Source organism: Nocardioides sp. P86, assembly GCF_023712465.1.
GTDB lineage: Bacteria > Actinomycetota > Actinomycetes > Propionibacteriales > Nocardioidaceae > Nocardioides > Nocardioides kribbensis.
This window is the reverse complement of record NZ_JAMAYE010000003.1, coordinates 597,560-609,800: the sequence shown is the minus strand read 5'-3', so window position 1 is coordinate 609,800 and position 12,241 is coordinate 597,560. Positions and strand designations below refer to the sequence as shown.

Here is a 12,241-nt window from a genome sequence, read left to right as displayed (position 1 = left end):
GTCAGCCCGTGATCGAGGAGAACAGGCCGCTGGCCAGCACCAGCAGCGGGAGCATCGCCAGCAGCGCCACGGTCTCGACCACGTCGCCGAAACGGCCGCCGCGCACCGACGGGGTGCGGGGCAGGAGGGTCACCGCCAGCAGCACGGCGCCCGCGGCGGCCAGGACGACCGCGGTCGTGGGCCGCCACTCGGGCTGGAGGTACATCAGCGAGAGCGCGACCGCGCCGAGCCCCACGATGCCGCTGACCAGGCCGACCAGCACCTCGGAGCCGGTGCGGTACTGGCGGGTGCGGAGCATGACCACGAGGCAGGCCACCACGGCCAGCAGGGTGCCGGACAGGCCGAGCCCGACCGCGAGCGGCACGACCAGCACCAGCAGCAGGCCCACCGTGGCCGAGATGGCCACCAGGATCTCGTGGGCCACGCGGGCGTCGGCGCTCACGCGCACGGGGTCGATCTCGTCGGGGTCGGTCGTGATGTCGGCGACGGAGTAGATCTGCTCGACGGTCGTGCCGGTCAGCCCGAGGGCCAGCCACGGGAAGACGCTGCCGGCCAGCACGACGAAGGCCATCGCGGTGGTCAGCACCACCGCCGTGTCGAGGTCGGCGACCCGGATCAGCAGGCCGGTGGCCACGAAGACGGCCCCGACCACGACCGGCGGCAGCACCAGCGTGCGCCCCTCACCCAGCCCCACCAGCGCGACCAGCCCGGCCACGAGGGCCGCGCCACCGGCACTGACCACGGCCGAGGGACCGTCGTACGCCGACTCCGCGAGCACCAGCCCGGCCACGGCGGCGTAGAGGCAGCCCATCCACGCCACGGCCACGGCGGCCTCGGCCTCGCGCTGCGCGCGGGAGAGCACCACCGCGCCCGCCACCAGCACGGCGGCGACCACGGCGGCCGCGGTGCCGGCCAGCCGGGCGTCGCTCTGCACGAGCAGGGCCACGGCGCCGAGGGCCATCAGCAGCCCCGAGGCGCTCAGCGCCGTGCGGCGTCCCGAGGCGGGCGACCACGGCTTGAGGTCGCGCTCGACGACGTCGGTCATCGCCTCGACGACGTCGTCGTAGACCCGGGGCGCGGGGGCGTCGATGCCGGCGGTGACGGTGAGCAGGCCGCCGTCCTCGACGCCCTGCATCACCAGGCCCGAGTCGGGGGCCAGCTCGCGACCCTCGGCGGTCACGACGCGGTAGCCGCCGTAGACCGTGAGGGCGTCGAGCAGGCCGACGCTGCGGGCCAGCTCGGGCACGAGCTCGGCCACGGGCACCGAGCCGGGCAGGACCAGGTCGACCCGGCGGGTGCCGGAGGCGACGGTCACGCGCACCAGGCCGGTCGCGCTCACTGGCGCCTGGCTCATCGGCGTCTCCTTCTCCTCACCGGAGGTCCCTCCGGTGCTGTGCGCTGGGTCGATCGCCCACCGGTCTACCCCGTGGCGGTCCGCGGACTCCCCGGTCCAGACCGGCAGTGATGCTAGCGGTGCCGCGCGACGGGGACGGGCGGCACGACGAGGGGGCCGGCACCGGACGGTGCCGACCCCCTCGGGGTGGGTGCTGCGCTCAGCCGCCGAAGAGGCCGGCGCCGCGCTTGTCGGCCTCGCGGTACTCGGTGTTGGCGGTGGCGACGGCGTTGCTGGTGCGGGCGAGCAGGTCCTTCATCTCCAGGATGGCCTGGTCCCACTTGCGCTTGGCGTCGTCGTAGGCGAGGCGGGCGTTGCCGACCCAGGCGCCCTTGAGCTCGCTGAGCTCGTCCTCGAGCTGCTGCAGGCGGTTCTCGATGTTCTTCACACCGGTGGCGAGGTCCTGCGCACCGGTGTCGAGTCCGGCGTGGTTGACCTTGATTCCGTCGAGCGACATGGCTGTGTCTCCTTGCTGTGGTCTGTGGGGGTCAGACGCCGGGAGCGGCGTCGAGGCCGGCGCTGATGGACGCCATGGTCGAGGACTGCGACTCGTCGGTGGCGACGTTGTCCTTCTCCGTGGTCTGGAGGTTGGACTCGAAGACGTTGAGCGCGCTCAGGATCTTGTTCTGCTTGGCCTGCCACTCCTGCGAGAGCGTGTCGAAGGCGCGGAAGCCCTGGCCGCCCCACTGGGACTTGAGCTGCTCGACGTTGCCCATGAGGGTCTTGGAGATGTTGTCGAAGTCGCCCTTGGCCTCCGCAACCATGCCGGCTGCGCGGGAGAGGACCTTTTCGCCTTGGCCGTACTCGTTGGACATGCCAACTCCTTCTTTCGGGGGTGCGGCCGTCTCGCCGCGCGGGGGTGGGGGTGTCGCTGTGCTGTGGTCCGGGGCCCGGGACCGGAGCGACGCGGGACGAGCGCTGGGACGTCCTGCGCGGCGCCGGTGGCGGACACGCATCGGTCTACCCGGGGCCCCTGGGGCTAAACCTGGCCCGCCGCAGACCTGTGCAGGACCCCGGCGCCACCGGCGTGTCGGGCGCGGCTCGCCGTGGCGGCGCGGCCCTCGCGCCAGGCCCCCACGACGGGTCAGCCGGGCAGGTTGATGCTCTCCCAGAGCACGCGGAAGATCCCGACCGCGACCACGACGCTGGCCAGCGCCCCGGCCCCCACGAGACCCTCGGCCACCTCGGCCCGCCGCGACCACCAGGCCGAGCGCCACCCCCGACCCGTCGCGACGGCGACGAGCACGACGAGCGCGGCCAGCAGCACGGACCCGACCGCGAGCAGGGTGCCGGCGCCCTCGCGCAGCGCCCCGACGAGCGCGACGAGCAGCACGAGCCAGCACACGAGGCCCGCGCACCGCAGCAGGGCCCGCGCCGCGACGTGGCGGTAGCTGCGGGCCGCCAGCAGCAGGGCGGCGCCGCTGAGACCGACGAGCACGCGCGCACCCACCCGGTCGACCGGCAGGGTGGCCGAGGCCAGCAGCAGGGGGGCCGCGACCGCGACCAGCACCAGCACCGCGGCCGACCAGGCCGTCAGCGTGCGGGCGCCCTGCTCGGCCACGGTCTCGACCGCGGAGGGGCGTACGACGGTGCGGCCGCGCCGCCCGCGGGGACGCTCCCGCGCCGACCAGGCGCTCACGGCGAGGCGCTCCAGGTCGACGAGCAGCTGGTCGGGCACGTCCACGGCGTAGGCGGGGACGAAGCGGGGGGCCAGCACGGCCACGACGAGCAGCAGCGACCAGACCACCGGCGGCTCGAAGCCGACCAGCGCGCAGCCGGTGGGGAGCACGAAGACCAGGGAGCCTACGACGATCCAGACGCGCAGCCCCTCCTCCTGGCGCTGGTCGAGCGAGCGGCCCACCGCCGCGGTGAGGGCCGCGACGAGGGCGGCGAGGCCGATGACCGTGGGCAGCCGGGCCGGCTCGGGGTCCCACACGACCGCGAGCGCGGCGGCGCCGGCGAAGACCGGGGCGGCCAGGGCACGGTGGCCCGCGAGACGGCCGACGGGCATCACGCCGACCACGGCGGCGGCGACCAGCAGCCCCACCGTGAGGTCGCGGGTCGTGCCGTCGGCGCGGGTGGCGAGCAGCCCCGCCAGCACCGCGGTGGCCGCGGCGAGCGCCAGCCAGACCACCGCCAGGGCGCCGGGCGCGTCGGAGGGGCCGGTGGAGCCGCGCCGTGACCGGGAGGGCGAGGGGGCCGTGGTGGGGGCGGTGAGGGCGACGAGCACGTCGCCGGCCCGCACGCCCGACCCGGCGAGGGAGGCGCCGGGCTCGAGGGTGGCGCCGCGGTGGGTGCCCAGCGGCGGCACGTCGGCCAGACCGGCCTGGCTGGCGTACTCCCGGGCGACGTCGAGCACGGTGACCGCCGTGGGCACGACCAGGTCGAGGGACCCGCGGGGCCCGTGCACGGTCAGCGCGACGCTGTCACCGACGTTGCTGCTCGCTCCGGCCACGGCTGCTCCACGCGCCTGGCGCCCGGGCCCCCCGGCCGGCGCCGGACCAGGGGGCGTGCCCGGGCGGTTTGGCCCGGTCGCACGCAGGGTAGTCGGTCGGCGGTGCGGCGCCTATCATCGCTGGACCTCAGCCCGACCACCCCACCCGGTCGCGCGGCGCGACCCCGGTCGGAGCCCCGTCACCCGGCCAGACCGACCCCGAGGGGACCTCGTTGACCACGACGCTGCGCGGGCACCGGCTCGAGGAGCCGGAGATGCCCTCCGGTCAGATCGTCCTGCAGGCCCCGCCCGAGATCGAGGACAGCGAGGGCGCCGGCGGCGTCCTGATGAACGCGATCCCGATGCTCGGCAGCCTCGGCTCGATCGTGCTGGTGGCCAGCATGGGCGGGCAGACCGGCGGGCGCTCCTACATCGCGGCCGGCATGTTCCTCTTCGCCACCCTCGGCTTCATCGTCGTGCAGATCGACCGGCAGCGGAAGCAGCGCGCCCAGAGCGTGACGGGCTCGCGCACCGAGTACCTGCGCTACCTCGCCGGCGTGCGCAAGATCGCCCGCGACGCCGCCGACCAGCAGCGCCGCGCGCTGACCTGGCACCACCCCGAGCCCTCCTCGCTGCCCGCGATCGCCGAGGAGCGCTCACGGGTCTGGGAGCACGGCACCGCCGACCCCCAGTTCCTCCACGTCCGGTACGGCGTGTGCGCCCAGCCGCTCGGGCTCGAGCTGGTGCCGCCCGAGTCGGCGCCGATCGACCAGGTCGACCCGGCCGCCGCCTCGGCGCTGCACCGTCTGCTCGTCGTGCACCGGCTGCAGCCCGACCTCCCCGCGTCGGTCGACCTGCGCGCCTTCGACCGCCTCGAGCTGTGCGGGCCCGACGACCCCACCCGCGCGCTGGCCCGGGCGCTGATCTGCTCGGCCACGGCGTTCCAGTCGCCGGACCACCTCGTGGTGGCGGTCCTGGCCTCCGAGCGCACCCTGGCCCACTGGGACTGGGTCAAGTGGCTGCCCCACAGCCTGAGCCCGCGGGCCACCGACGCCGTCGGGCCGATGCGCATGGTCAGCACCTCCCTCGACGACCTCGCGGCCCTGCTGCCCGAGGACCTCTCCGACCGGCCCCGCTTCGGGGCCGACGAGCGACCGGCCACGCCCCACCTGCTGCTGGTGCTCGACGGCGCCACGCTGCCCCCGGGCAACCACGTCATCCCGCCCGACGGCCTGCACGGCGTGACGGTGCTCGACCTGCCCTCGCGGTGGGACGAGATGGACGACGCCAGCAGCCTGCGGCTGCTCTTCGGCGGCGAGGTCGGCGCCGACGGCCGCGTGCCGGTGGAGGCGCTGCGCCTGCGCGAGGAGCCCATCCGCGCGCGGGCCGACCAGTGCGACCTGGCCACCGCGGAGGCCTTCGCGCGGCGCCTGACCCCGCTGCACACGGTGGCCGCGACCGGCGGCGACGCCGCGCCCGCCGGCGGCGAGATCACCGGGCCGACCGACTTCATGGAGCTGCTCTCGCTCGGCGACGTGCACACCTTCGACCCCGCGGTGGCCTGGCGCGCCCGGCCCGCGCGCGACCGGCTGCGGGTGCCGATCGGCAACGGCGAGGGCGGCGGGCTGGTGCACCTCGACATCAAGGAGTCGGCGCAGCAGGGCATGGGACCCCACGGCCTGTGCATCGGGGCCACGGGATCGGGCAAGTCGGAGTTCCTCCGCACGCTGGTGCTCGGCCTCGTGATGACCCACTCCCCCGAGCAGCTCAACCTCGTGCTGGTCGACTTCAAGGGCGGTGCGACCTTCGCCGGCATGTCGGAGATGCCGCACGTCTCCGCGGTCATCACCAACCTCTCCGAGGAGCTCACCCTCGTCGACCGCATGCAGGACGCCCTGTCGGGGGAGATGGTGCGCCGCCAGGAGCTGCTGCGCGCCGCCGGCAACTACGCCTCGATCCGCGACTACGAGAAGGCCCGCGCCGCCGGCGAGGACCTCGAGCCGATGCCCTCGCTCTTCATCGTGGTCGACGAGTTCTCCGAGATGCTCTCGGCCAAGCCGGAGTTCATCGACCTCTTCGTGGCCATCGGCCGCCTCGGCCGCTCGCTGGGGCTGCACCTGCTGCTGGCCTCCCAGCGCCTGGAGGAGGGCCGGCTGCGCGGCCTGGAGTCGCACCTGTCCTACCGCGTGGGCCTGCGCACCTTCAGCGCCCAGGAGTCCCGTGCGGTGCTCGGCGTGCCCGACGCCTACGAGCTGCCGGCCGTGCCCGGCCTGGGCTACCTCAAGCCCGACCCGACCAGCATGGTGCGCTTCAAGGCCGCCTACGTCTCGGGCCCGCCGTCGGGTCGCACCCGGGTGATCCGCGACGAGGGCGGCCACGTGCAGGGGATCCTGCCCTTCACCGTCTCCGAGGTGCAGATGCTCGAGGTGCCGAGCGCGCCCGAGCCGGAGGAGGCACCGCGGCCCGCGGCCAAGCAGGAGGGCCAGCAGAAGTCCCTGCTCGACATCGCGGTCGACCGCATGGTCGGGCACGGCCCCGAGGCCCACCAGGTCTGGCTGCCGCCGCTCGACGTGCCCGACACCCTCGACCAGCTCTTCGGCGACCTGGAGGCCGATCCCGAGCTCGGCCTGGTCTCGCGCCGCTGGCGCGAGCTGCCCGGCCTCACGATCCCCCTCGGCACCGTCGACCGCCCGCGCGAGCAGCGCCGCGACACGCTCACCGTCAACCTCACCGGCGCCGCCGGCCACGTCGTGGTCGTCGGCGGGCCGCGCTCGGGCAAGAGCACGCTGCTGCGCAGCGTCGTGACCAGCATGGCGCTGACCACGACGCCCACCGAGTCGCAGTTCTTCGTGCTCGACTTCGGTGGCGGCACGTTCACCCCGCTGGCCCGCCTGCCCCACGTCTCGGGGGTCGCGACGCGCTCCGAGCCCGACGTGATCCGGCGCATCATCGCCGAGGTCGTCGGGATCGTGGACCGGCGCGAGGCCTACTTCCGCGCGCACGGCATCGACTCCATCGAGACCTACCGCAGCCGGCGCGCCCAGGGCCGCGCCGACGACGGCTACGGCGACGTGTTCCTCGTCGTCGACGGCTGGAGCACGCTGCGCGCCGACTTCGACGACATCGAGATCGAGCTCCAGCAGCTCGCCGGGCGCGGCCTGACCTTCGGTCTGCACATGCTGCTGGGCGCCGCGCGCTGGTCGGACATGCGCGCCGCGATGCGCGACGTGCTCGGCACGCGCCTGGAGCTCAAGCTGGGTGACCACATCGACTCCGAGATCGACCGCAAGGTGGCCGCCCTCGTGCCGGCCGGTCGGCCCGGCCGTGGCCTGGTCAGCAGCAAGCTGCACTTCCTCGGCGCGCTGCCCCGCATCGACGGCGACGCCTCCGCCGACAACCTCGGCGACGGGGTCGACGACCTCATCACCCGGGTGGCCGACGCCTGGACCGGCCCTGCCGGTCCCAAGCTGCGGCTGCTGCCGGAGCGGATCGACCTCGAGCAGGTGCGCCGCCTCGCCGGTCTCGCCGAGGTCGACCCCGCGGCCGAGAAGCCCGGCGGGCCGATCCTGCTCGGCATCAACGAGAAGGAGCTGGCCCCGGTGGGGCTCGACGTCGACGCCGAGCCGCACCTGCTGGTCTTCGGCGACGGCCAGTCGGGCAAGAGCGCCCTGCTGCGCACCTACGCCCAGGAGATCGTGCGCACCCGCACGCCCCGGCAGGCCCAGATCTTCCTCGTCGACTACCGCCGCTCGCTGCTCGGGGAGGTGCCCGAGGACTACCTGCTCAACTACATGACCTCGGCCACCCAGGCCACGCCGGTGCTCAAGGACCTCGCGACCTATCTCGAGAACCGCATCCCCGGGCCCGACGTCACCCCCGACCAGCTGCGCAACCGCAGCTGGTGGGCCGGCGCGGAGGTGTTCCTGCTCGTCGACGACTACGACCTGGTCGCCACCCAGCAGAGCTCCCCGCTCCAGGCGCTGCAGCCGATGCTCGCCCAGGCCCGCGACGTGGGTCTGCACGTCGTGGTGACCCGCCGCTCCGGTGGCGCCTCGCGCTCGCTCTACGAGCCGGTCATCCAGTCGCTGCGCGACCTGGCCATGCCGGGCATGCTGCTCTCGGGCAGCCCCGACGAGGGGCCGCTCATCCGCAACCTGCGGCCGCTGCCCGCCCCGGCCGGCCGGGCCCGCCTGGTCACCCGCGACCGCGGCGTCGAGGTCATCCAGAACGCCTGGAGCGAGCCCACCCTGTGAGGCCACTCGCCCGTCCCGCGCCCGTCGGCAGCACACGACGGCCGCGGGCGGGGCGGAACGGCGCGGTCGGCCGCGAGTCGTACGTCACGGCACGTGAGACCTGCTCGTAACCCGCGCTCAACAGTGCGGCCATCGACGCACCCCACGCTGGAGCCTCCGACCGGGACACGGGTCCCGGTCACGCCGACAGGCACCAGTCAGGGAGGCCGATGATGGAGAACCCCACCATGTCCGACCGGGACCTCGAGCGTGCGCGCCAGCAGCGCGACCTCAAGACCCGCCACTCGCAGGCCCTCGCCCGCCTCATGGGCGAGCGCGCCGACCTGCGGGGCGTCAACGCCCTCGCCGACCTGGTCGACGACTCGCTGCGCTGGTCGGCCTGACCCGTCCGGGGTGCGCCGGGGCCGCCTCGCCGCGGCCACGGCGCACGTCGGGCTGGTTATAGTCGCGGCGTGATCTTCAAGCGCGTGGGCGAGGGCCGTCCCTATCCCGCCCACGGCCTGTCCTCGCGCGGCTGGGCCGACGTGCCGCCGCGCCAGGTGCGCCTCGACCAGCTGGTGACCACCAAGGACACCCTCCAGCTGGCCGCGCTCCTCGACGAGGACTCCACCTTCTACGGCGACCTGTTCGCCCACGTGGTGGAGTGGCGCGGGGAGTACTACCTCGAGGACGGTCTGCACCGCGCGCTGCGCGCGGCGCTCCAGCAGCGCACCGTGCTGCACGCGCGCGTGCACGCCGTGGCCGGGACCGCGTCGTGAGCAGCGCCCAGGCCCGCTCGGCGATCACGTTGACCGTCCTCGCCGTCCTGCTCGTGGCCGGGGCAGCGTGGGGCCTCTCGGCCGTCACCGCCCCCTTCTCCGACTCCGACGAAGCCTCCTCGAGCGCCTGCGTCGAGACCGACGTGGCCCGCGGCTCGACACTGAGCAGCGCGCAGGTCCTCGTCAGCGTGCTCAACGCCGGCGACCGCTCGGGGCTCGCGGGGCGGACGCTGCAGGGACTGGTCGACGCCGGCTTCGCCCGGGGCAGCGGTCAGGACGCGCCGGGCGACGCCGACGTGGCCCGCGCCCAGATCTGGACCGACGACCCCACCAACCCCGCGGTGCGGCTGGTGCGGACCCACCTCGGCGCCGACACCGAGGTCGTGCGCCGCGACGCCCCGGTCGACGGGGTCGTCGTGGTCGTCGGCGACGACTTCGACGAGCTCCTGCCGGGCAAGCAGCAGGTCAAGGTCCGCGGCGACGCCACCGTCTGCGTGCCGCCCGACGCCTGACCGGCGGCTCAGCCCCGCGGCCCCTGCTCCGGGCTGCTCCACCGCGCCAGGCGGCCCGAGGCGCTGACCAGGCGCAGCCGCTCCTCGGTGAGCTCGCGCTGCTTGCGCGGGGTCACGACGAGCAGGTCGTCGCCGCGGCGCAGCACCGTGCGCGGGTCGGGCACGAGCGTGCGGCCGTCGCGGATGACCATCGACACCGACACCCCCACGGGCAGCCGCAGCTCGCCCACCTCCACGCCGTGCAGGCGCGAGACCGGGCTGATCGTGATCTGGAGCAGGTCGGCGGCCACCCGCTCGAGGGGCGCTGCCTCGAGCTCGAGGTCGCGCGGCTCGGAGCGGCGGGCGACCCGCAGCACGCGCGCCACCCAGGGCAGGGTCGGCCCGGTGAGGAGGGTGTAGAGCACCACCATCACGAACACGATGTCGAAGAGCCGCTCGGCCCCCTCGACCCCCTCCGACAGCGGGATGGTCATCAGCACGATCGGCACGGCACCGCGCAGTCCGGCCCAGGACAGGAAGGCCAGCTGCCGTGGCGGCATCGGCTGGGCCAGGGCGCTCACCGCCACCGACAGCGGTCGGGCCACGAAGGTCAGCAGCAACCCGGCCACCACCGCCAGACCGACGGTCGCGGCGTCGATGCGGCCCGGTGAGAGCAGCAGACCGAGCATGACGAAGAGCCCGATCTGGGCCAGCCAGGCGACGCCCTCGGCGAAGGACCGGGTGGCCGCGCGGTGGGGCAGCTCGGAGTTGCCGAGCACAAGCGCGGCGACGTAGACGGCCGCGAAGCCGCTGCCGTGCAGCGCCGTGGCGCCGCCGTAGGCCAGGAAGGTCAGGCAGAGCACGGCCAGGGGGTAGAGACCGGAGGAGGGCAGGGCGGCGCGCCGCATCGTCCAGGCACCGCCGAAGCCCGCGGCGAGCCCCAGGGCCACACCGACCGCGAGCTCGAAGACGATGATCGCGAGCACCACCAGCGGCGGGTGCTCGCCGACCGCCCCGGTGGAGATGAGGGTGACCAGCACGACCGTGGGGGCGTCGTTGAGGCCCGACTCGGCCTCCAGGGTGCCGGTGAGCCGGCGGGGCAACGGCACGACCCGCAGCACCGAGAACACCGCGGCGGCGTCGGTCGGCGAGCACACCGCGCCCAGCAGCACGGCCAGCTCCCACGGCAGGCCCAGCACGTAGTGCGCCCCGACGGCGACCACCGCGACCGAGACCGCGACGCCGACCGTGGCCAGCGACAGGCCCAGGCGCATCACCGGTCGCGCCTCGCGCCAGCTGGTGGTGAGCCCGCCCTCGGCCAGGATGACGGCCAGGGCCGCGAACCCGAGGGCGTGGGCCAGCTCGGCGTCCTCGAAGCCGATGCCGAGGCCGGCCTCGCCGAGCGCGACGCCCATCAGCAGGTAGAACATCAGGCTGGGCAGCCCGGCGCGCGAGGAGATCCGCACGGCCAGGATCGCCAGGAGCGTGACGGCCGAGCCGACCAGCACGAACTGGTCGAGCTGGTGGACGTCGAAGGTCATGTCACCTCTGCGCGTGGGGTGGCGGGCACGCAGTCTATCGGCGCGGGGGGCCGCCGCGGAGCGCCCCGACCGCTCCCGGACGCCCTCCGGGGTCCCCTCTAGGGTCGCAAGGGTGACCGACCGGATGCAGGTGGCCAGCCGCGCCGCCGTACCCCCCTTCCACGTGATGGACATGCTGGCCGCGGCGGCGGAGCGCCGGCGCACCCACGGCGACCTCGTCGACCTGCTCGCCGGCCAGCCCAGCACCGGCGCCCCCGGCCCGGTCGCCGCCGAGGCCGTGCGGCTGCTCGGGTCGGGCGACCCGCTGGGCTACACCCCGGCCACCGGGGTGCTGGAGCTGCGCGAGGCCATCGCGGGCCACCACCGCCGCACCCACGGCATCGACGTCGAGGCCGACGACGTCGTCGTCACCACCGGGAGCAGCGGCGGCTTCCTGCTCGCCTTCCTCGCCGCCTTCGAGCACGGCGACCGCGTGGCGATCGCGCGCCCGGGCTACCCCTGCTACCGCAACGTGCTCAGCGCGCTCGGCTGCGAGGTCGTCGAGGTGGCGACCGGGCCGGAGACCCGCTTCCAGCCCACGGTCGAGCAGCTCGACGCGCTGCACGCCGAGGTGGGGCTCGCGGGCCTGGTGGTGGCCAGCCCCGCCAATCCCACCGGCACCATGCTGCTGCCCGAGGAGCTCGCCGCCCTGGCCCGCTGGGCCGAGGAGCACGGGGTGCGCCTGATCTCCGACGAGATCTACCACGGCATCGAGTACGCCCCGCTCGAGCAGGGCCCGCAGGCCCGGCTGGCCCGCTCGGCGTGGGAGACCAGCCGCCAGGCCGTGGTCTTCTCCAGCTTCAGCAAGTACTTCTCGATGACCGGGTGGCGCATCGGCTGGATGCTCGTGCCGCGCGACCTGCGGCGCGCCGTCGACGTGCTCACCGGCAACTTCACGATCTGCCCGCCCGTGCTCGCCCAGCGTGCGTGCCTCGCGGCCTTCACCGAGGAGACCTACGCCGAGCTCGACGCCCACGTGGAGCGCTACGCCCACAACCGGCGGCTGCTGCTCGACGGGCTGCCGCGGCTGGGACTGAGCCGTCTCGCGCCGGCCGACGGGGCGTTCTACGTCTACGCCGACGTCTCCCACCTCACCGACGACTCCATGTCCTTCGCCCGCGACCTGCTCGCCCGCACCGGCGTCGGCGTGGCCCCGGGCGTCGACTTCGACGTGGTCGAGGGCCACCGCTCGGTGCGGCTGAGCTTCGCCGGACCCACCGCCGTGGTCGAGGAGGGCCTCGACCGGCTCTCCACAGCCCTGCGTCCGTGACGTTTCCGCGCCGTCGAGGTCGGGCACGGTCCTGCCACGGCACCCGGCCCACCGCCCACCCC

Annotated in this window: 10 protein-coding genes; 5 read left to right on the top strand and 5 right to left on the bottom strand. The window is 74.7% G+C overall.

Annotated features, from left to right (window positions below):
* Position 1: 1 nt before the first annotated feature.
* The 4 genes from eccD to M3673_RS16215 all read right to left on the bottom strand — a co-directional run bounded on the left by eccD (position 2) and on the right by M3673_RS16215 (position 3,848).
* Entirely contained in the window at positions 2–1,354 is a 1,353-nt protein-coding gene (gene eccD / locus M3673_RS16230; RefSeq protein ID WP_193665825.1) for a type VII secretion integral membrane protein EccD, read from the bottom strand.
* A 199-nt stretch (positions 1,355–1,553) separates the two neighbouring features.
* Complete coding sequence (locus M3673_RS16225; RefSeq protein WP_056863151.1) at positions 1,554–1,850, bottom strand: WXG100 family type VII secretion target; 297 nt, start codon at positions 1,848–1,850, stop codon at positions 1,554–1,556.
* Between the two features lie 31 nt (positions 1,851–1,881).
* Positions 1,882–2,208 carry a WXG100 family type VII secretion target gene (locus M3673_RS16220; protein ID WP_056863150.1) on the bottom strand — a complete coding sequence of 109 codons (327 nt, stop codon included), beginning with the start codon at positions 2,206–2,208 and terminating at the stop codon, positions 1,882–1,884.
* A gap of 269 nt (positions 2,209–2,477) precedes the next feature.
* A complete protein-coding gene (locus M3673_RS16215; RefSeq protein ID WP_251534923.1) occupies positions 2,478–3,848 on the bottom strand; it encodes an EsaB/YukD family protein in 1,371 nt (456 codons plus the stop codon).
* A gap of 254 nt (positions 3,849–4,102) precedes the next feature.
* Between M3673_RS16215 and eccCa the strand changes: the two genes are divergently transcribed.
* The 4 genes from eccCa to M3673_RS16195 all read left to right on the top strand — a co-directional run bounded on the left by eccCa (position 4,103) and on the right by M3673_RS16195 (position 9,350).
* Positions 4,103–8,080, top strand: coding sequence for a type VII secretion protein EccCa (gene eccCa / locus M3673_RS16210; protein WP_374108213.1), 3,978 nt, complete (start codon positions 4,103–4,105; stop codon positions 8,078–8,080).
* A gap of 227 nt (positions 8,081–8,307) precedes the next feature.
* On the top strand, positions 8,308–8,463 hold the full coding sequence (locus M3673_RS16205) for a hypothetical protein (protein WP_162242262.1): 156 nt from the start codon (positions 8,308–8,310) through the stop codon (positions 8,461–8,463).
* Between the two features lie 69 nt (positions 8,464–8,532).
* On the top strand, positions 8,533–8,838 hold the full coding sequence (locus M3673_RS16200; protein ID WP_193665820.1) for a type II toxin-antitoxin system VapB family antitoxin: 306 nt from the start codon (positions 8,533–8,535) through the stop codon (positions 8,836–8,838).
* Positions 8,835–9,350, top strand: a complete 516-nt coding sequence (locus M3673_RS16195; RefSeq protein WP_193665818.1) for a LytR C-terminal domain-containing protein — start codon at positions 8,835–8,837, stop codon at positions 9,348–9,350. The genes M3673_RS16200 and M3673_RS16195 overlap by 4 nt, the downstream gene beginning before the upstream one ends.
* 8 nt (positions 9,351–9,358) lie before the next feature.
* Here M3673_RS16195 and M3673_RS16190 read toward each other — a convergent pair whose 3' ends face one another.
* A complete protein-coding gene (locus tag M3673_RS16190; RefSeq protein ID WP_251534919.1) occupies positions 9,359–10,870 on the bottom strand; it encodes a potassium/proton antiporter in 1,512 nt (503 codons plus the stop codon).
* Positions 10,871–10,982: 112 nt separating this feature from the next.
* Between M3673_RS16190 and M3673_RS16185 the strand changes: the two genes are divergently transcribed.
* Positions 10,983–12,179 carry a pyridoxal phosphate-dependent aminotransferase gene (locus M3673_RS16185; protein WP_251534917.1) on the top strand — a complete coding sequence of 399 codons (1,197 nt, stop codon included), beginning with the start codon at positions 10,983–10,985 and terminating at the stop codon, positions 12,177–12,179.
* The last annotated feature ends 62 nt before the right edge of the window (positions 12,180–12,241 follow it).

Coding starts and splice junctions, on each gene's coding strand:
- M3673_RS16205 (WP_162242262.1), top strand. CDS start 8,308: ATGTCCGACCGGGACCTCGAGCGTGCGCGCCAGCAGCGCGACCTCAAG.
- M3673_RS16225 (WP_056863151.1), bottom strand. CDS start 1,850: ATGTCGCTCGACGGAATCAAGGTCAACCACGCCGGACTCGACACCGGT.
- M3673_RS16220 (WP_056863150.1), bottom strand. CDS start 2,208: ATGTCCAACGAGTACGGCCAAGGCGAAAAGGTCCTCTCCCGCGCAGCC.
- M3673_RS16190 (WP_251534919.1), bottom strand. CDS start 10,870: ATGACCTTCGACGTCCACCAGCTCGACCAGTTCGTGCTGGTCGGCTCG.
- eccD (WP_193665825.1), bottom strand. CDS start 1,354: ATGAGCCAGGCGCCAGTGAGCGCGACCGGCCTGGTGCGCGTGACCGTC.
- eccCa (WP_374108213.1), top strand. CDS start 4,103: ATGCCCTCCGGTCAGATCGTCCTGCAGGCCCCGCCCGAGATCGAGGAC.